The sequence below is a fragment of the Streptomyces sparsogenes genome (assembly GCF_001704635.1).
Classification (GTDB): Bacteria; Actinomycetota; Actinomycetes; order Streptomycetales; family Streptomycetaceae; genus Streptomyces; species Streptomyces sparsogenes.
The window spans coordinates 16,007-35,838 of record NZ_MAXF01000186.1; the positions used below are offsets into that span (position 1 = coordinate 16,007).

General features: G+C 73.5%; 10 protein-coding genes. 6 read left to right on the forward strand and 4 right to left on the reverse strand.

From position 1 onward, the window contains the following. The first annotated feature begins 84 nt into the window (after positions 1–84). Positions 85–426, forward strand: coding sequence for a GNAT family N-acetyltransferase (locus BBH68_RS34105; RefSeq protein ID WP_065967645.1), 342 nt, complete (start codon positions 85–87; stop codon positions 424–426). Here the strand turns inward: BBH68_RS34105 and BBH68_RS34110 are convergent. The 3 genes from BBH68_RS34110 to BBH68_RS34115 form a co-directional block, all read right to left on the reverse strand. Continuing rightward, positions 380–3,766, reverse strand: a complete 3,387-nt coding sequence (locus BBH68_RS34110; RefSeq protein ID WP_065967646.1) for a type 2 lanthipeptide synthetase LanM family protein — start codon at positions 3,764–3,766, stop codon at positions 380–382. The genes BBH68_RS34105 and BBH68_RS34110 overlap by 47 nt on opposite strands. A 143-nt stretch (positions 3,767–3,909) precedes the next feature. Then, the gene (locus BBH68_RS40045; protein ID WP_014181724.1) at positions 3,910–4,080 is read right to left on the reverse strand and encodes a mersacidin/lichenicidin family type 2 lantibiotic; all 171 of its coding nucleotides are present in this window, start codon (positions 4,078–4,080) and stop codon (positions 3,910–3,912) included. A gap of 204 nt (positions 4,081–4,284) precedes the next feature. Further along, complete coding sequence (locus tag BBH68_RS34115; protein ID WP_079151387.1) at positions 4,285–6,231, reverse strand: AfsR/SARP family transcriptional regulator; 1,947 nt, start codon at positions 6,229–6,231, stop codon at positions 4,285–4,287. 207 nt (positions 6,232–6,438) lie between these two features. Here BBH68_RS34115 and BBH68_RS34120 point away from each other — a divergent pair, with 207 nt between their 5' ends. Together BBH68_RS34120 and BBH68_RS34125 are read left to right on the forward strand one after the other, a co-directional pair. Further along, complete coding sequence (locus BBH68_RS34120) at positions 6,439–6,894, forward strand: tellurite resistance TerB family protein (RefSeq protein WP_065967648.1); 456 nt, start codon at positions 6,439–6,441, stop codon at positions 6,892–6,894. Positions 6,895–7,050: 156 nt separating this feature from the next. Continuing rightward, positions 7,051–7,833 carry a VC0807 family protein gene (locus BBH68_RS34125; protein ID WP_245738438.1) on the forward strand — a complete coding sequence of 261 codons (783 nt, stop codon included), beginning with the start codon at positions 7,051–7,053 and terminating at the stop codon, positions 7,831–7,833. A gap of 71 nt (positions 7,834–7,904) precedes the next feature. Here BBH68_RS34125 and BBH68_RS34130 read toward each other — a convergent pair whose 3' ends face one another. After that, positions 7,905–9,560, reverse strand: coding sequence for a cellulase family glycosylhydrolase (locus tag BBH68_RS34130; protein ID WP_065967650.1), 1,656 nt, complete (start codon positions 9,558–9,560; stop codon positions 7,905–7,907). A gap of 576 nt (positions 9,561–10,136) precedes the next feature. Between BBH68_RS34130 and BBH68_RS34135 the strand changes: the two genes are divergently transcribed. From BBH68_RS34135 to BBH68_RS34145, 3 genes are all read left to right on the forward strand, one after another. Further along, on the forward strand, positions 10,137–11,120 hold the full coding sequence (locus tag BBH68_RS34135; RefSeq protein WP_065967651.1) for a 3-oxoacyl-ACP synthase III family protein: 984 nt from the start codon (positions 10,137–10,139) through the stop codon (positions 11,118–11,120). Positions 11,121–11,380: 260 nt separating this feature from the next. Further along, entirely contained in the window at positions 11,381–18,646 is a 7,266-nt protein-coding gene (locus tag BBH68_RS34140) for an amino acid adenylation domain-containing protein (RefSeq protein WP_065967652.1), read from the forward strand. Continuing rightward, a complete protein-coding gene (locus BBH68_RS34145) occupies positions 18,643–19,812 on the forward strand; it encodes an FAD-dependent monooxygenase (RefSeq protein WP_245738439.1) in 1,170 nt (389 codons plus the stop codon). The genes BBH68_RS34140 and BBH68_RS34145 overlap by 4 nt, the downstream gene beginning before the upstream one ends. Positions 19,813–19,832 lie beyond the last annotated feature (20 nt).

Genomic DNA, 19,832 nt, shown 5'->3' on the forward strand with positions numbered 1-19,832 from the left:
CTCAGCGGCACACCGCGCCCGCGGTGCGGCCTAGGCTGGGAGTCTCGTACGCCCGCCGCCACACCGAACGGAACACGGAACACGATGACACAGCCGGCCGCCCTTCCCGTCGTCACCCGAGCCGATGACAGGCACCGATACGAGATCACGGTCGACGGCCGGCTCGCCGGTTTCACGGCATACCGTGACCTGGGCGAGCAGCGCGTCTTCTACCACACCGAGATCGACGACGCCTTCGCCGGTCAGGGCCTGGCCTTCACCCTCGTCCAGCAGGCGCTGACCGATGTGCGCGACACCGGCCGCCGCATCGTGCCCGTCTGCCCCTACGTGGCGAAGTTCCTGCGGAAGCAGGAGGAGTTCTCCGACATCACCGACCCGGTCACCGTGGAGATCCGGCACTGGCTCCGCGCCCAGCTGGGCGGCTGACCGGCGGGTCCGGCGCCGGCGGGTGCAGCAGCAGCACGGACGGCACCCGGTCCGGAGCGGCGAACCGCAGCAGTTGGTGCCCCACGCCCGAGATCCCCGTCATCAGGCCGGGGGTCTCGCTCCGGGTCGGCGAGCCGCACACCCAGCCGTCCTCCGCGGCGGCGTCGAGCTTCTCCCCCAGCGCGCGCATCAGCCCGCCGGGCTCGGCCCGTCCGCTCCGCTCGGCGAGCAGCACGAGTTCGAGGTTGCCGAGGTCGCCGTGGCACATGCTGTCGCTGCCGCGGCCGGTGAGCCGGTGCGAGCCGGGCCCGTCCGGCCGCAGCGCCGCCAGGGCCTCGGCGGCCAGCTCCTCCTCCCGGCCGGCGGTCCCCGGCCTGCCGATCAGGTCGAGGCGGGACATGCCGATGCCCGCGGCGCCGTGGCACCACAGCGACCGGTAGGGCGACGGCGCCTCGGTGCGGAAGTCGGGCCAGTTTCCCGCGCCGGGGTCGAACACCTCCGCCTCGTACGCCAGCCCGCCGGCCACCGCCTCGGCGCAGCCCTCGTCGGGCGCGAGGGGGTGCAGCCGGGCCAGGGCGGTGACGATGCCCGCCGTGCCGTGGGCGAAACCGGTGAGCGGGCGGCCGCTGTCGATCTGGTGGTGTTGCCAGGCCAGGCTCCGCCCGCTGCCGCCGGGGACCGCGCCGGCCACCAGGTGCCGGGCGGCGCGGCGGGCGAGGGCCGCCGCTCGTCCGTCGGTGTCAAGACCGGCGTCCACCAGGGCGAGCAGGGCCAGGGCGCAGCCCGCCGAGCCGGCCACGACGTCGAACGCCTTGGCGCCGTCCAGGGCCCGCTCCACGGCGGACAGCGCCGGGTCCCGCACGGCGGCGAGCTGGGGTGTGCCGCCGAGCAGCCGATCGAGGTGCGCCAGGAAGTACACCGGCCCCATCCAGCCGCCGAACGCCCCGATGTCCGCCTCCTGGCCGGTGTCGCGGGCCGGGGCGGCGGCGCGCGCGTGGACCCGGCGGACCACCTCGTCCGCGATGTCCAGCGCCAGCGCGGTGAATCGTGCCTCCCCGCCGACCAGGCCCAGCCCGGCGAGGAAGAGGCCGATGCCGGAGAGCCCCGAGTAGAGGTCCTCGCCGAGCGGGGCGAGGTCCCAGACGCCGTACGCCACCGGCTGCGGCGCGATCCAGCCGATCCGCCCCTCCCGTACGGTCGCGAGCTCCCGGACCCGGTCGCCGATGGCCGTGGCGGCGGCCACCAGTTCGTCGGCGTCGGCGGTCCGGGTACGTGGGGTGCCGCGGCCGGCGGCCCGGGAGGGCCGCTCCTCCGGCAGACTGACGTCGACACCGCCGACGAACGACCCGGCGATGATCCGCTCCTGGAACGCCCGGTCCTCGGGCCCCATGGCGTCGATGCGCCGGCGCACCGCGGCGAGCGCGGGCTCGTCGAAGAAATCGGGCACCGACCGTCCGTCGTCGAGCAGCAGCGTCCGGGCGCCGGGCAGCGCCTCGAACAGCGGGATGTCCCCGCGCAGCACCGCGTCCATCTCGGCGCGTACGACGGCCTCGCCCGCGGGTCCCGCGTACCGTCCGCCGCACAGCCGGGCGCTGCTGCGCTCCCGTTCCAGCGCGTCCCGCAGGAAGTCGGGGTGGGTGCTCTCGGCGAGCACCTTGGCGTAGACGAAGCTGGCCCTGGGCAGGAAGCGCACCGGGGTGTCGGCGAAGCCGGCCACCAGTCCGCCGGGGGCGAGGAGTTCCGCGCGCCGGTCGCTGATCCAGTCGTAGCCGAAGCGGAATCCCGCCAGCACGTCGGCGGTGTGGTCGGCGGGGTCGGCGGGGGTGCCGTCGGGCAGCCGCGGCCGGTTCTCCCCGCCGGGGGTGGACACGTGCTCCCACACGATGTGCACCTCGTCGGTGCCCGGGTTCTTCTCGACCGGCACCGGCACGACCGACGGCTGGTCCTCGGCTCCGTTCAGTCCGCTGTAGTCCGCGGCGGGGGCGCCCGCGGCGGCCCGGTCCAGCACCACCTTGGTGGGCAGCAGCGCGGTGGCCCGCACGGACTCGCGCAGGGCGACGAGGGCCGGCTCCTCCGACTCCGGCTCCGGCACCGGCGCCGACTTGCGCTCCGCCGCGCCCGCGCCGCCGCCTCCGGGTGTCCCCGCGGCCTTCGCCTTCGGGGCGCCCGGGTGCAGCAGTGCCTCGAGGTCGACGAGCACCGGGTGCTCGCCGACGGCGACGATGTTCTCGTGGTGGAAGTCGGTGCCGCGCAGGGCGTGCACCAGGGCCAGCAGCGCGCCGGTGCGCCAGTAGAAGCCGCCCAGGTCCTCGGCCGACGCGCAGGGCCGGGCCGTCACGCACTCCGCCCAGCCGTGGTCCGCGCGGGTCAGGGTGCGCGGGGTGCGCAGGGCGTACGGGCTGTCCTCGGTGAAGCGGCGCAGGAGCCTGGCGAACTGCTCGTCCACGGCGAGCGACCGCGGCTTGTAGAACACCGGGGGCGCGTCGTGGAAGTCCACCCGGCACACCGAGGCGCCGCCTCGGTGGACGTCGCCCTGGCCGAAGTTCACCGCCGCCACCCCGCGCGGGCGCGCGCCGGACAGCACGGTCCCGCACAGCGCGCCGAGGTCGTCGCGCAGATGCCGGGCGAAGCGCGTACGGTTCGCCACCCAGCTGTCGAGCAGTTCGGCCACGCTCCGGGCCAGCACCGGGTACTCCGTCCAGACGCGCTGCTGTTCGCCGGGGTCGGCGAGCGAGTCGACGAAGAGGCGGTAGCGCTCCTCGCCGGTCCTCCCGGACGCGAGCCGGCCCTCGACGCGCGCCACGTTGATCTCCAGGACCATGGTGGGCTTCAGCAGCATGGCCAGCCGGGACACCGGCACGCTCGCCGGCAGGGCGTCGCACAGCCCGTCCAGTTCCGCGGGGAAGGGCCCGAGGCCGCGCAGGGCCGTGCGCATCCGGTCCCTCGCCTGCCGCAGCAGGGGTTCGGCGACGCGCAGCAGGCCGGGCAGCGGCTCCTCGCCGGGCGGGGCGGGGGTCGTGGGCGCGGAGCGCACCCGGTCCGCCCACGCCGGGCGGCCGGGCAGCCGGGCGGCGAGCGCCGCGGGGTCCTCGCCGAGCAGCCGGTACAGCGTCGGCGCCGTCACCCCGACCGGGCGCAGTCCGTCGGCGAAGCGCTCCTCGGGGCCCCGGAAGGGGGCCAGCGCCCGCCAGCCGGCGAGCCGGGCCGCCGCCAGGTCCGGGTCCGCGGGGTCCGGCGGCGCGGAGTCGGGGGTGAGGCGTTCCCGCAGGTAGCAACCGGCGGCCCAGAAGTCGGGGGCCAGGGAGTCGGCGTGCCTGCCGGGCGGCCGGCTGGGCGGCATGGGAGGTCCTTTCCTGGCGGGATGCGCGTCCGTCCCGGGTGCGTCCCCGGGGCAGACCGGCGCCGGCCCGTGCGGGACGGGCCGGCGCCGGCCTCGATGGCTGCGGGGGCCGCTCTACGGGCGGTCCCCGCGGAGGGCCTCGGTCAGCCGCAGCACTGGAAGAACGGCTGCGTGGACAGGGTCACGGCGGCCACGGAGGTGCCCTCGTCGGCGAGGTCCGCGGTGAGGTCCACGACGCCCGCCGGGTGGCCCGGGTCCACCGCGAGGCCCTCGCGGTACGTGGCGTCCTTCCAGGCGGTCACGGTGCTGTTCATAAAAGTCTCCCCTTTATGAAATCGGTGTACAGGGCGTGCGGCACCCGGCCCACAGCCGCGTTCCGCGGAAACATCGGGACGTTAACGCGCGCCCCTACGGAATCCCTACCTCCGCTTCCCTGCGGAATCCGCGGCACCGGGAAAATCCGCGTTGTCCGCTTCTCCCACGCGGCCCCGAGAAGAGCGGTACGGCGTTTCCCTCACCTATTCGGGAGCACAGGCGACCGCCAGCAGCCCTTCCGGAAGGCCCCGGTGCCGCTTCGGACTCCGCCGGACGAGATACGGCGCCTCCCGTGACGCGCGGGCGAAGACGGTGAGGTACTCGGAGTCCGGAAGCATGGCGTGCAGATGCGCCCGCAGCAACCCGTGCATGGCGTAAACCCACTCCCCCGGCCGCCCGCCCGGCACCGGACGCAGCAGATTGCGGTCCGTCAGCTCGTCGAGGAGCGCGGCCGCGGCCGCGCGGGAACACCCGAGGAGTACCCCGGCGGTGGCCGGGGTCAGCCGCTCCACCTCGAAGGCCGCCAGCGTCGACAGGGCGCGCCGGTGCTCCTCGGTGAGCCGCCCGCAGGCCTCGTCGAAGGCGTCGGCCAGGCCGCGCCCCGGCGGGCCCAGCCGCCGCGCCGGATTCCGGACGGCGGCGAGGGAGGAGGCGACCCGCTCCAGGGACCAGTGGGGGCGGGCGGCGAGCAGATGGCCGACCGCCCGGAGCGCGGCCGGCAGCCCCCCGCACACCGCCAGCACCTCGTCGAGGTGGCGGCCCTGGCCCGCGAACCGCTCCGCGCGCAGCCCGGAGAGCAGCAGCGCCCGCGACTCGTCCGCGCCCAGCACCTCGAGCGGCACCCGGGCGGCGCCGTCCACGGCGAGCGCGGACACCTGTGTCGTGACGCACACCGCGCTGCCGCCCCCGGTGGGGAGGATCGCCCGCAGGTCGTCGGCCTCCGTGACGTTGTCGATGAGCACCAGGACCCTGCGGGAGGCGACGAGGCTGCGGTACACGTCCTGGCGCAGCGCCCAGGAGGTGGGCTGCTGGTCCTCCGGGACGCCCAGGCCGTGCAGCAGCCGGCCCAGGACGCTCCGCAGGCCCTCCTCGGCGCGCGGGACGGCGGACGCGTCGACGTACAGCTGCCCGTCGGGGAAGCGGTCGCGCGTCAGGTGCGCGGCGTGCACCGCGAGCGCGCTCTTCCCCACCCCGGTCATGCCGCTGACGATGACGGCGCGCGCGGCGGTGCCCACCGGCGCGGCGGAGCCGCTCATGAGCGCGTCGACGACCAGCCGCCGCTCCCGGCTGCGCCCGACGAAGTCGGGGATGTCCGGGGGGAGTTGGTTCGCGTAGCGGCCCGCGGGGCCCTTGCGGTCCGGCCCGGCCGCGACGGCCGCGGACGGGGCCCGCCACGGCCGCCGGCCGGCCGCGGGCGCGACACGGTCGGCGGAGAGCAGCGTCTGGTAGAGGTGCTGGACGTCCGCGACCGGGTCGGTGCCCAGCTCGGCGGCCAGTCGCCGCCGCAGTCCGAGGTAGACGTTCAGCGCGTCGCCGCGCCGCCCGCTGCGGTCGAGGGCGAGCATCAGATGGTGGTGCAGGCGTTCGTGGGTGGGGTGCGCGGCGACGAGACCGGCCAGTTCGGGCACCAGCTCGGCGGCGTCCCGCGTCTCCAGGTCGGCCTCGATCCGGTGGGCCAGGGCGAGCAACCGCAGCTCTTCCAGCCGGCCGGCCTCCCGCTCGAACGGCTCGCCCTCCAGGTGCTGGAAGGCCGACTGGCCGCGCCATCTGCCGAGCCCGGTCCGCAGCAGGGCCGCGGCCTCGCCGTGCCGCCCGGCCGCCCGCAGCGCGACGGCCCGGCCCACCTCCTCCTCGAAGACCGCGGCGTCCAGCGTCCCCGGGGGCGGGGTCAGCGAATAGCCGGTCGGGAAGGTCTCGATGGCCCCCGCACCGAGTATGTGCCGGAGCGAGGAGACGCGGCTGTGGATTTGCGCCAGTACGGTCCGCGGCGGCCTGCTCGGCCACAGCGTGTCCACGATCTGCGGAATCGATACGACGGCGCCGGCGCGGGCGAGCAGCAGCGCCAGCAGAAGCTGTTGTTTCGGGCCGCCTAAGGCGACGGGCCGGCCGAGGGACAGAACCTGGAGGGGACCCAACACACTGAAACGCAAAATTCTTGCTCCTTACCGGATGAGCCCGATGACTGCCATCTTGCTGGGATTCCCCGGGGAAGAAAAGCGATGACTTGAATAATGCGCGCGGCACGACAGACCTGCGGCGATGGAGGGATTCTGACCCATTCCAGGCCCGAACGCCGGATTTCCGGTACCCTGCTAGCTTTCAGGTCACTGTCGAAACACCACACGTACGGAGTTCTCATGGCCCTGTGGGATCGCATCAAGGATTCCGCCCAGACGATGCAGACCCAGCTCGTCGCGAAGAAGAACGACCTCAAGAGCGGGGCCTTCCGCGACGCGAGCATGGCGATGTGCGCCCTGGTCGCGGCGGCCGACGGCAGCGTCGACCCGTCCGAGCGGCAGCGCGTCGCCCAACTCATCGCCACGAACGAGGTGCTGCAGAACTTCCCCGCGGACGACCTGCAGCGCCGCTTCAACGACTACCTCAACAAGCTCACCGCCGACTTCGACTTCGGCAAGGTCAGCCTGTTGCAGGAGGTCGCCAAGGCGAAGAAGAAGCCCGCCGAGGCGCGGGCCGTCATCCAGATCGGCATCGTCATCGGCGGCGCCGACGGCGACTTCGACAAGACCGAGCAGCTCCTGGTCCGCGAGGCCTGCTTCGCCCTGGAGCTGCCCCCCGCCGAGTTCGATCTGTGACCGTCCGACGGGGCGCGCGACCACCCCGCGCGCACCGTCGGCCACCGGCCCGGATTTGGGGGACACTTGACGCGGCCGCGGTGTCCCCCGCCATGCCTCTGCTCTATGTTCTCCTTGCCTGCACTCACCACGCACCACACCACGGGGGACAGAACTGTGACCACTCAGGACGCGGCCGTGCCGGACGCCCGGAGCGCTCCGGGCCCGGCGGCCGGACCCGCCACCCCGGCCGGACCCGCCGAACCCGACGCACCGACCCTCGAGCGGCCGGCGCCGCCCGCCCGGTCCAAGGGCGCCGCTCTCGCCGGCTGGGCCCTCACCCTCGGCCTCAACGTCGCCGCGCCGATCATCACGTACCACGCGCTCAAGGACCACGGCTGGAGCGAGTTCGCCGCGCTCCTGGCCAGCGGCGTCTGGCCGGTGCTCGACAGCGCCGTCCACGTCGTGTGGCGGCGCCGCCTGGACGAATTCGCCGTCGTCACCCTCGTGTTCCTGGTGATCACCGCCGTGGTGTCGCTCGTGGGCGCCCACTCGACCCGCGCGCTGCTGGTCAAGGACTCGTGCGTCACGGGGTTGTTCGGGCTGCTGTGCCTGGTGACGCTGCTGACGCCGCGCCCCCTCATGTTCTACTTCGGGCGCAAGTTCGCCACCGACGGTACCGCCGAGAGCACCGCCTGGTGGAACGGCCTGTGGCAGTACGAGGGCTTCCGCAGGACCATGATCACCATGACGGCGGTCTGGGGCGTGGCCTACTGCCTGGAGGCGGGGGCCCGGGTCGCGTTGGCCTACACGCTGAGCACCGACACCATGGTGACCCTGAGCCCGGTCCTGATCTACGCCGTGCTCGGCGCCCTCGCCCTGTGGACGGCCCGGTACGGGAAGCGGTCGCAGCGCAAGGGCGAGGAGCTCGCCGCCGCCGAGGCGGCCGCCCGGGCCTGAGGGGCTCCGGGCGGCCTTCCGGGCAACCCTCCCGGACACCCCTTTCAGGGACCCCTTTTGGGCCGGCGGCGCTACTTCGACGAGAGGGCCTGACCGGTGGCGCAGGCGCTCCCGTTCAGGGTGAAGGCGGTGGGCGCGGAGTTGGTCCCGCCCTGCGTGGCGGTGAAGCCGAGGGTGACCGAGCCGCCGGTGGGGATGGTGGCGGTGTAGGAGGCGGGGGTGACCGTCACCGCGGCTCCGGTCTGCTTCGGCGTGCCGCCCCACATGTTGGTGACGCTCTGGCCGTTGGCGAAGTCGAAGCCCAGGGTCCAGCCGGAGATGGGGGCGGTGCCGGTGTTGCGGATGGCGATCTCGCCCTGGAAGCCACCGCTCCACTCCCCCACCACCCGGTAGCCGACCGAGCAGGCGGCGCCGGAGCCGCCGCCCTTCTCGGTGGTGACGCCGACCGTGGCGGAGCGGGCCGAGCGGTTGCCGGCCGCGTCCCGGGCGTAGACCGCGAAGGTGTACGAGGTGTTGGCGGTCAGGCCGGTGACGGTGGCCCGGGGGCCGGTCGAGGTGGCGACCCGGGTCTCGGTGGAGCCGCTGACGCGGACCACGTCGTAGCCGGTGACCCCGACGTTGTCGGTGGCGGCGGGCCAGGTGAGGGTGGCCGAGGTGGCCGTCACGGCCGAGGCGGTCGGGGTGCCGGGGGCGGTCGGGGCCTGGGTGTCGCCCCCGGGGCCCCCGCCGTAGACGGTGGCCTCGCGGGAGGTCGAGGCGATGCCGTCGGGGCCGTTGAAGACGCGCTTGCCCCAGTCGGTGAGCCTGGCCGGGTCGAAGTCGACGGTCATGTCCAGGATCGGATCGGTGTTGCCGCTCCAGGACCAGGCCAGGTAGCCGAGGCGCAGCCGCTCGGCGGTGGCCATCATGGTGTTCTCGTCCGGGTCGCCCCACTGGTCGGCGGGGCCGCCGAACTCGCCGATGAGGATGGGCAGCTTGGCGTCGACGAAGGCGTTCAGATAGTCGGTGATCTCCTGCGCGGTGTCGTAGACGCTGTACATGTGGATCGAGAAGATCAGGTTGCCGGTGGTGTCGGCCTCGTAGACGGTCTGCGCGTTGGCGCGCATGACGCCCTGCCAGTCCTGGCCCCAGTTGGGGGCGTCCACCATGATCGTGTGCTGGAACCCGGCGCCGCGCAGCTTCTGGACGGCGGCGACGGTGGGGGCGGTCCAGCCCTCGGGGTCGGTGTTGCCCCAGGGCTCGTTTCCGATGTTGATGATGACGTAGCTCTCCTGGCCGGCGAGCACGCTCTTGAGGCCGATCCAGTAGTCGGCCGCCTGGTCGAGCGGGGCGGCCGCCGACTCCTCGCCGTAGCCGGTGGTGTCGTGCACCTCCAGGACGCAGATGAGCCGGTTGGCCTTGCACTGGGCGATGATCGAGGCCACGTCCTCGGGGCTGTTCTTCGTCCAGCGGTGGCCGTTGGAGAGCACGACGCGGACGGTGTTGGCGCCCAGGGCCTTGATGTCGGCCAGCGACTGGATCTCCCCCGGGTACCAGGTGTGGGCGTGGTTGACGCCACGCATGACGAAATCGTTGCCGTTGCCCTCGAGCAGCCGGCCGTTGCCGATGTGGAGGCCGGCCGCCAGCGGGGCGCGGGGCTCGGCGTGGGCGGCCGGGCCGATGCCCGTGATCCCGAGGAGGCCGGCCAGTAAGGCCAGCAGGGCGGTCAGGGATCTCATCCGTCTCATGGCGACTCCAGGGAAGGGACGTCGGGTGACCGGTGCGAGGGAGGAACTGAGGAGAGCTGAGGAGAGCTGAGGAGAACGGGGCGGGGAACTGGGAGCGCTCCCATCCATTGCATCGCGCCTGGATCACGTCAAGGTCTCCGGCGCAGCCTGGCGCGCGGGACCGGTCAGCGGATGTTCTGGCCGCTGTTCACCAGCCGGTTGTCGCGGAACACGGTGTTCTCACCGCAGGGGCTCTCCCTGGCGGCCGAGTCTGCGCGCTCCTCAATCAGGCGCTCCCGCATGACACGGCGGCCCGTCCGTAATATATGGGAGAATGCATGGTTTAAATCGGCGGGGGCGGAAACGGAGTACCGGCCACCGTTCACCGGAAGAGCCGACGTGGCGCACGTCACAGTGGCCGCTTTCTCTGGTGCAGGCTAAGCTTCCTTTCCTGAGGCGTCCCTTTCCGCGTAACTGCCGTAACTGCGCCGACTGTCGACGAGAAGAAATTCAAGGAACAGCGCGATTCCCTGTTTTCCTTCCCTGATCCGGGCCCGCGATACGCGCTGCCCGGTCATCGACGAACGGGATTTCCTTATGCCGACGGGGATCATCAGCATCGGATCTCACTTACCCGAGCGCATCATCGGGAACGACCGGATAGCCGAATGGACCGGCGTCTCGGAGGAATGGATCCACGAACGCACGGGAATTCGCGAGAGACGTTACGCGAGAGCCGGGACGGCGACCTCGGACCTCGCGGCACACGCGGCTCGGCAGCTCTTTTCCCGGTACGACGGATCCGCGGAGCTGACCGACGCCCTGATCGTGGCCACCTGCACCCCCGACGTCCCCCAGCCGGCCACGGCGGCCATCGTGCAGCACAAGCTCGGACTGCGCGCCGTACCGGCGTTCGACATCAACGCGGTGTGCAGTGGGTTCCTGTACGGCCTGGCGGTCGCCGACGGTCTTCGGGCGGCGCTGCCGGACACCGAGCACGTCCTGGTGGTGGGCGCCGACATGTTCTCCACCATCATGGACCGCACCGACCGGACCACCGTGAGCCTGTTCGGGGACGGGGCGGGGGCCGTGCTGCTCGGCCCGGTACCGGAGGGGTACGGGCTGCTGGCCGCGCGGACGGTCAGCGACGGCGCGCTGCACCACCTCGTCGGGGTGCCGGCCGGCGGCACTGCGGTGCCGCTCGACCGGGCCGCGCGGGAATCCGGACAGCATTTCCTGAAGATGGACGGACGCGCGATCCGGCAGTATGTGCACACGACTTTGCCCAAGGTCGTGCACCAGGTCCTCGACGACGCCGGACTGAGCCTCGCGGACGTCGACCGATTCATCTTCCACCAGGCGAACACCCGTCTGCTGGAGTCTTTCGCGGACATCGCGGGAATCGACCGGAAACGCATGCCGCTCACCGCTCCCCGGCTGGGGAACACCGCGGGCGCCTCCATCCCGGTCACGCTGTGCGCGGCCGACCGGGACCGGCCGCTGGAGCGCGGAGAACACCTCCTGCTGGCGGCCATCGGCGGCGGCATGACCGCCGCCGCCGCACTCGTGCGCTGGTACTAGGGCCCGTCGTCAAAGGGGGCGCCCTGCTCACGACGCCTGGCACGGCACCTCGCTGCGTTGTCGGAGTCGCCCGAGTACGCCCAGTACGAGGGCGATCCTCCGCCTTGCGATGCACCGCACCAGACGCCGCTCGCGGCCGGACGCCCCCTTTGAAGACGGACCCTAGGGCCCGTCGTCCGAGGAGCGCCCGTGCCGCGGCCCCTCATTCTTTCGCGCCACCCGAAGCCGCATTCCATCGTCTCTCCCTTAAGAGCGTGACAATGACTTCGCCCGAACCTTTCCCTTTGACGCGCTATCAACTCGACATCTGGGTCTCCGCCGCACAGTCCGAGGAATCGCCGCAGTACAACGTCTCCTTTCACGAGAAGCTCACCGGCGACGTGGACCGCGACCTGCTGCGCCGCTGCGTCGAGCACGCCCTGCGGTGCCATGACGCCCTGCGCCTGCGATTCGACGAGCGGGACGGGACACCCCTCCAGTGGGTGGAGCCGCGGGCGCCCGTCGTGGAGGTCGCCGACCTGTCGCGGGAGAGCGATCCGGCGGCGGCCTGCCGCCGCCGGGTGCGCGCCTTCCAGCAGCGCCCGATGCCGCTGCGTGACCGGCCCATGGTCCGGGCGGCGATCCTGGTGGAGGGCCCACGCGTCACCCACCTCCAGTTGGTCGCCCACCACCTGGTGCTGGACGGCTGGTCGCTGAACAGGGTGAGCGCCCGCATCCTCGACGACTACGCGTCGAGGGCGGCGGGCGGACACGCCGCGAGCGACAGCGCGCCCTCGTACCGCTCGTTCTCCGCGCGGGACCTCGCCTACCAGGGGTCCGAGGAGAACGCGGCCGACCTGGAGGCCCACCGCTCCGCCCTCGCCGACGCGGTCCCCGCGCTCTTCCCCAGGAAGCCGGCGGGCGCCCCCCGCGAGGGCGCGCGCTTCTCCTTCACCCTGGACCGTTCCTGGGCGGCACGCGTCCGCGACGCCGGACTGCCGCTGTTCCCCTACACCGCCACCGTGCTGGGCGCGTATCTGTCCCGGGTGCACCGCACCGAGGAGGTGATCCTGGGCGTTCCGGTCCTGAACCGGCCCAAGGAGTTCGCGGACACCGTCGGGCATTTCGCGAACACGCTGCCCCTGCGGCTGCCCGCCCACGACGGGAGGCCGCTGCGCGAGATCGTGGAGCGTACCCGGGCCGCCACCCGTGCGCTGCGCCGGCACGAGCGGGCCGCGCTGGGGGACGTGGTGCGCGGATTACGCGATGTCCACGGCGGAAGCCGCCAGTTGTTCGACGTCACCCTGTCCTATCTGCGGGCCGACCGCCCGGACCCCGGCCCCGGCGTCCGCCTCGAGACGACGATGGAGTCGCCCTGTCACGAGCAGGACGCCCTCTCGGTGGTGGTGCTCGACTTCGACGGCGCGGACGAGCTCCGCTTCGACCTCGGCTACGCCACCGACGTCTTCGACGACGACTTCCCGGTCGAAGCGATGGCGCGGCACTTCCAATACCTGCTCGAAGAGGCGGTGGACCGGGCGGACGGCCCGGTGTCCGCGGTGCCCGTGCTCCCGGCCGCCGAGCGGGAGGAGCTGATCCGGCAGGGCCGCGGAGACCGCGTCGACTATCCCCGGGACGCCACCCTCTCCGGGCTCTTCGAGCGGCAGGCCGCCCGCCACCCGGCGCGGATCGCCGTGGTGGGGCCGGGGCCCGACGACGCCCTGACCTACGCCGGACTCGACGCCCGGGCCAATCAGGTCGCCCGGGCCCTGCGCGCGGACGGTGTGGGCCCCGGCGACCGGGTGGCCGTCCTGCTGGAGCGTGGCCCCGACCTGCTCGTCGCGCTGATGGGCGTGCTCAAGGCGGGCGGCGCCTATGTCCCGGTGGACCCGGGCTATCCGCCCGAGCGCATCCGCTTCCTGCTCGACGACAGCCGCCCGGCCGCCGTGCTGACGCGGGACGGCTCCACGCCACGGCTCCCCACCGCGCCGGGCGTGCCGGTGCACCGGGTCCCGGACCTGCTGCACGGCGACGACTCCCCGCCGAAGCCGCTGGCCGACGGCTCCGATCTGGCGTATGTGATCTACACCTCGGGCTCCACCGGCAAGCCCAAGGGCGTGCGGGTCCGCCACCACTCGGTGGTCAACCGGCTGGCCTGGATGCAGCGCGCGTACCCCCTCGGCGAGGACGACGTGCTGCTGCAGAAGACACCCGTGTCGTTCGACGTGTCCGTGTGGGAGCTGTTCTGGTGGGCCGTCGAGGGGGCGAGCGTGGCTCTGCTGCCGCCGGGCGGCGAGAAGGACCCGCGCGTCATCGGCCGGACCATCCACGACCGGCGCGTCACCGTCGCGCACTTCGTGCCGTCCATGCTCGGCGCGTTCCTCGACGCCGCGGAGCAGACCCCGGACCTGCGCGAGGCGACCCGGACGCTGCGGCGGGTGTTCTGCAGCGGGGAGGCGCTGTCGGCGGCGCGCGTGGACCGGTTCAACCGGCTCTTCCACGACCCGGAGCGCGGTGCCACGCCGGCCCTGGTGAACCTGTACGGCCCGACCGAGGCGACCGTCGACGTGACCTTCCACGACTGCCCCCGGGACCCCGGCCGCCCCGTGGGCCGCGTGCCCATCGGGCGGCCGATCGACAACACCTGGCTGTACGTGGTGGGGCGGGACGGGCAGCCGCAGCCCCGGGGTGTGCCGGGCGAGCTGTGGATCGGCGGCGCCGGGGTGGCCGCGGGCTATCTGGACCGGCCGGCCCTGACGGCCGAGCGGTTCCTCAGCGACCCGTTCACCGGCGAGGGCAGCCTGTACCGCAGCGGTGACCTCGTGCGGTGGCTCGCCGACGGCAGTCTCGAATACCTCGGCCGCCTCGACGACCAGGTGAAGATCCGCGGCAACCGCGTGGAGCCGGGCGAGGTCGGCAGGGCCCTGAGCGCCCTGCCCGGCGTCCGCGACGCGCTGGTCGTGGACCGCACCGATGACGAGCGGGGTGTCCATCTGGTCGGCTACTACGTCCCCGAGGACGGGACCTCCGCCGCGGACGTACGCCGCCGGCTGGCCGACACCCTGCCGGAGTTCATGGTCCCGGCACTGCTGGTGCCGCTCGACCGCATTCCGCTGACGCCCAACGGCAAGGCGGACCGCCGGGCGCTGCCCGAGCCGGTGGCCCGCCGCGGCGCACCGGCCGCGCGCCCGCTCACCGCCGCCGAGGAGATCGTGTCGGAGGTGTGGGCCGAGGTGCTGCGGTGCGGCCCGGTGGGTCCCGAGGACGACTACTACGCGCTGGGCGGCGACTCGCTTCAGATGCTGCGGGTCCGCGCCCTGGCCGAGCGGCGCGGCCTGCGCTTCTCCCTGGCCGACCTGGTGCGCCACTCCACCGTCGCCGACCTGGCCGCGCGGGCCGTGCTCGACCCGTCCCCGGCCGGCGCCGGCCCCTCCGCCGTCCTCGACCCCGCGTCGTACGACGGCGAACCGCGCCCCTTCGAGACCGTCTCCGGGATCGACCGGGCGCGGCTGGGCGCGGTCCTGGACGCCTACCCCCTCACCCGGATGCAGCTCGGCCTGATCTACCACAGCCGTCAGCGGCGCCACTCGTCCCTCTACAAGGACGTGTTCCGCTACACGCTGCGGTGCGACTGGGACGAGGAGCGCTTCCGCGCGGCCTTCGGCCGGCTCGTGCGGCGCCATCCGGCGCTGCGCACCAGCTTCGGCCTGGCCGGGTTCACCGAACCGCTGCAACTCGTGCACCCGCCCACCGAGGACGGCCTCGACATCGTCGATCTGCGGTCCCGCGCAGGAGATCTCCGCGAAGGGGAGTTCCGCGGTGAGCAGGACGCGGAGGCGGAGGTGGTGCGGTACGTCGAGGAACGCCGCCGTCACGAGTACGCCTTCGACACCGTGCCCCTGTACGCGCTGCGGGTCCACGTACGCGACGCGGCGATCGACCTGGTCCTGAGCTTCCACCACGCCCTGTTCGACGGGGCGAGCGTCGCCAACCTCATGGGCGAGCTGCTGCGCGACTACGGGCACGCGCTCGGCCTCCACCCGGCCCCGGTGCCCGAGGTCCGCCTGCCCTCGCCCGCCGCGCACGTGCTGGCCGAGCGCCGCGCCCTGGCCTCGGAGGACGACCGCCGGTACTGGCGGGCGGAACTCGCGGGCAGCGAACCCGTGTCGATCGGCACGTTCCGCCCGCACCGGCCCCCGTCGGCCGCGGGCGGGCGCGCCTCGCACCGCTTCGACCTGCCGGCCCGGCTCGGCGAGGAGGTACGGGCGTTCGCCCGCGAGCGGGCCCTGCCGGTGAAGTCGGTGCTGTTCGCCGCCCACTGTCTGACCCTGCGGCTGCTGTCCGGGCGCGAGGACGTGCTGACCGGGCTCATCGCGCACGGCCGGCCCGAACACCCCCATGCCGAGCGCATGGTGGGCCTGTTCCTCAACACCCTGCCCATGCGGGTGGACACGGCCCAGGACAGCTGGCTGGAGACGGCGCGCGAGGCGTTCCGCCGCGAGCGGGGCGCCTACCCCCACCGCCACTACCCGCTCAGCGCCGTCCAGGAGGAGCACCGCGCCGGGCCGCTCTTCGACACGGTCTTCAACTATGTGCGGTTCCAGCAGCTCACCGACGCGCTGCGGGAGCCGGGGCTGGAGCTGACGGACTTCCGCACCGTCGAGGAGACCAACTTCACGCTCCTCGTCAACGCCGTGACGGACCCCGTCGACCAGTCCCTCTGGCTGCGTCTCGACAACGACGGGCAGACGGTGACCCACGATCAGGTCCGCCTCTTCGCCGACTACTACACGCGCATCCTCGACCGCATGGTCCACCACCCCCTGGAGCAGCCCGGCTGGGGCTTCCTCACGGCCGCGCCGCGGCCGCTGCCCGCCCCCGCGGAAGCGGCGCGGAGCGCGGTGGACCGCTTCGCCGACCAGGCGGCCCGCACCCCGCAGGCCGTCGCCCTGGCGACGGGGGACGAGCGATGGACCTACGCGCGGCTCGCCGACGCGACCGCGGCCGTGGCCCACGGCCTGCGCGCCCGGGGCGTCACGCCCGGCGCCGTCGTGGGTGTCGCCGCGGACCGGTCGCCCGAGGTGATCGCGGTCATCCTCGGGATCATGCGGGCCGGGGCGGCGGTCATGCCGCTGGACACCGGGTACCCGGCCAGACGGCTGCGCTCCATGATCGAGGAGGCGGAGCCCGTCCTCGTGGTCGCCGCCGCCCGGCACGAGGCCCTCCTCGGCCGGGCCGCGCCCCTCGTCCCGCTCGAGCGGATCGCCGAGCCGCCCACCGGGGACCCGCTCACCACTCCCCTGCCGGCGCTCGACCCGGACACCACCGCCTGCGTCCTGTTCACCTCGGGGTCCACGGGCCGGCCCAAGGGCGTCGACATCCCCCACCGCGCCCTGGCCCACCTCGTCTCCTGGCAGAACCGCGCCGAGAGCGCCTCGACGGGCGTCACCCTGCAGTACGCGCCGCTGAGCTTCGACGTCTCCCTCCAGGAGATCTTCTCCACCCTGTGCGCGGGCGGCACCCTCCGCCTGGTGCCGGAGGAGACCCGCCGGGACATGCCGGCCCTGGTGCGGCTGCTGCACCGGGAAGGGGTCGAGCGGATCTTCCTGCCGTACATCGCCCTCCAGCAGCTGGCGCTGGCCGCCGAGGCGCTGGGCGTCACGCCGGCCGCGCTGCGCGTCATCGTCTCCAGCGGCGAACAGCTCCGGATCACCGACGAGATCCGCCGACTGTGCGCGGCCCTGCCCGGGGTGGTGCTGGAGAACCAGTACGGGCCCACCGAGACCCATGTGGTGACCCGCCACACCCTGACCGGGCCGCCGGCCGACTTCCCGGACCTCCCCCCGGTGGGCACCGCCGTCGACGGCGCCCGGGTCGTCGTGGTGGACGCGCGGCTGCGGCCCGTGCCGCCGGGGGTGACGGGCGAGCTGTACCTGGGGGGCGCCTCGGTGGCCCGGGGGTACCGGGGCCGCGACGATCTGACCAAGGAGCGCTTCGTCACGCTCCCCGGCACCCCCGGCCGCTTCTACCGCTCCGGCGACCTCGGATTCGCGCTGCCGGGCGGCGGGATCGTCTGCACCGGCCGGGCGGACACCCAGGTCAAGGTCCGCGGATTCCGCGTCGAGACGGCCGAGGTGGAGCTGGCGATCCGCGACCTCCTCCCCCGCCACCCCGGCATCGCCGAAGCCGCCGTCGTCGCCCACGCCCGCCCCGGCACGGACACCGTCCTGGTGGCGTTCCTCACCGGCGACCCGGCGGCCGTGGACACCGGCGCGCTCCGCGGCGAGCTGCGCGAAACGCTGCCCGACTACATGGTGCCGTCCTACGTCCAGTGGCTCCCGGCCATGCCGTCCACGCCCAGCGGCAAGCGGGACGACGCCGCCCTGCGGGCCGTGCCCCTCAAGGCGCCGGAAGGCCACGACACCACCGCGCCGCGCGGCCCGCTGGAGCGGGCCCTGGCCGAGATCCTCGCGGACCTGCTGCACCTGCCCGAGGTCGGCGCCCACGACAGCATGTTCGAGCTGGGCGGTACATCGCTGACCGCGATGCGGCTGATCGCCACGCTGGAGCAGCGCTTCGGCACCGTCATCCCGCTGTCGGAGTTCATCGCCGCGCCGACCGTGGCCGCCATGGCCGCCCGGCTGCGGTCCGCCGACGCGGCACCGGCCCCCTTCGACCCGGTGGTGCCGCTCAACCCGTCGGGCGACCGGACCCCGCTCTTCCTGGTCCACCCCATGGGCGGCAACGTGCTGTGCTTCCTGCCCTTCGCCCGGCACCTCGACCCCGAGCAGCCGCTGTACGCGCTCCAGGCGGCCGGCGCCGACCCCGGCACCGAACCGCTGCACACCATCGAGGACATGGCCCGCGGCTACATCGCCGCGGTCAAACGGGTCCAGCCCGAGGGGCCGTACCGGATCAGCGGCTACTCCTTCGGCGGGTTCGTCGCCTTCGAAATGGCCCGCCGGCTCCGCGCCGCGGGCGAGCGGGCCGAGGTGCTGATCCTGGACACCGTCACCCTCAACCCCCGGCTGCGCGAGCTGTACACCGACGAGGCGCTGCTCGGCTGGTTCTTCTGGGAGCTGCTGTGGCCCGTACGCGGCGGTGCCTCGCCCCTGGGGGACATGCCGAAGGACGCCACCACGCTGGACGAGAAGTTCGCGTACATCGCGCGGTGCGCCGCCGACCTCGGCGTGCTGCCCGCCGACAGCTCGGGGACCGTCGTCCGGCGCCTCTTCGGCCTCTACCGGGCGAACTGGACGGCCACCCTGAACTACCGGCCGGACACCGCCGACCTGGACCTCGTCCTGCTGCGGGCCGAGGAGCCGCTGCCCGCGATCCTCGAGGCCATGCACGGCGCCGCGGGCAGCCTGCACGCCGAGCCCACCAACGGCTGGCGGCGGATGACCACCGGCCGCATCCAGGTGATCGCCATTCCCGGCGACCACCTCTCCATGATGGAGGAGCCCGGCGTCGCCCACGTGGCCAAGACCGTCGCCGCCATCCTGCACCCCTCACCCCATCACCGAAGGGACACCGAAACCTCATGACATCCCACCGGCCCAAGGCAGTGGTCATCGGGGCGGGGATCGGCGGTCTCACGCTCGCCGCCGCCCTGCGCCAGGTCGACATCGACGTCGAGGTGTACGAGCGCGCCACCGAACTGAAGGCCGCCGGTTCGGGCCTCGGCGTGCTGAGCAACGGCGGCGCCGCGCTGGAGGCCCTCGGCATCGACCTCGGGCTCGAGAAACGCGGGCAGGTGCTCCGGCGTTTCGGCGTCAACGACGCCGAGGGCAACCACATCGCCTGGTTCCCCATCCCCGAGCTCAGCGAGGAGCTGGGCCTGCCGCCCACCGTGGTGATCAGCCGCAGCGCCCTGCAGCAGGGCCTCCTGGAAGCGGTGGGGGACACCCCCATCACCCTCGGCGCCGCCGCGGTGGGCTACGAGACCCGCCCGGACGGGGCGACCGTGCGCTTCGCCGACGGCAGCCTGGCCCACGGCGACATCGTCATCGGGGCCGACGGGATCAACTCCGCCATCCGCCACCAGATCACCGGCCCGGAACCGGTGCGGGAGGCCGGATACGTGTGCTGGCTCGCCATCGTCCCGTTCGGCCACCCGCGCTTCCCGGCCGGGTCGGTCCTCCACTACTGGGGAAGCGGGCAGCGGTTCGGCCTGCTGGACATCGGCCACGGGCAGACCTACTGGTTCGGCACCAAGAACATGCCCGTCGAGCGCGCCGCCGACTGGCGGGGCACCAAGGACGAGATCGTCCGGGCCTACGCCGGCTGGGCGGACGAGGTCCAGGCGGCCGTCCGGGCCACGCCGGAGGAGGACATCATCGCCATCCCGGCCCGCGACCGCGCCTTCCTGGAGCACTGGGGCGACGGACGCGTCACCCTCCTCGGGGACGCCGCCCACCCGATGCTCACCAGCCTCGCCCAGGGCGCCGCGATGGCCATCGAGGACGCCGTCGTCCTGGCCGGGACCCTGGCCGGGGCCGACGACCTCACCGCCGCCCTGCGCGGCTACGAGGACCGGCGCCGCGAGCGCACCCGGGCCATGGTCCACGCGTCCCACGCGCTGAGCGAACAGGAACAGCTGGAGGACCCGGGCCTGCGGCACGAGCGCGACGAGCGGCTGCGCCGGACCACGTACGCCGAATTCGCGGAGCAGCAGCGGGACGTGCTCACGTTCCCCGGCATCCACGTCTAGGGTCTGTCGTCAAATGATCT